Genomic DNA, 277 nt, shown 5'->3' on the forward strand with positions numbered 1-277 from the left:
GCGGTCGGCACGCTTGACCTGGATATGCTCCTCGTCCATCGCCAGGTACTTGCGCACCGTGTTCCTGGAGATCTTCAGGGTTCGGGCGATCTCCCGGATCGAGCTGCCCCGCCCCTCGTCGTACATCGCTTTGATCTTGTGTATCACTACCCACTCCTTCAATGCTGCTCTCCACCCGGCAAAGGGGCTGGAGAGTAGGTCTCTGGTGACCTGACGGCCACCGGGGGTGGGTCAAAACTAGTGGCCAGAGGTGGGTCAGTTTAGTTGGCCATTAACA

General features: G+C 59.2%; 1 protein-coding gene. It reads right to left on the minus strand.

The window, feature by feature from the left end:
* Window positions 1–147 (minus strand): helix-turn-helix domain-containing protein (locus tag ACYQ2W_RS26845; protein WP_459874210.1); only part of this gene is annotated, 147 nt, incomplete at its 3' end.
* Window positions 148–277: the final 130 nt, after the last annotated feature.

The organism is Endothiovibrio diazotrophicus, assembly GCF_054657215.1.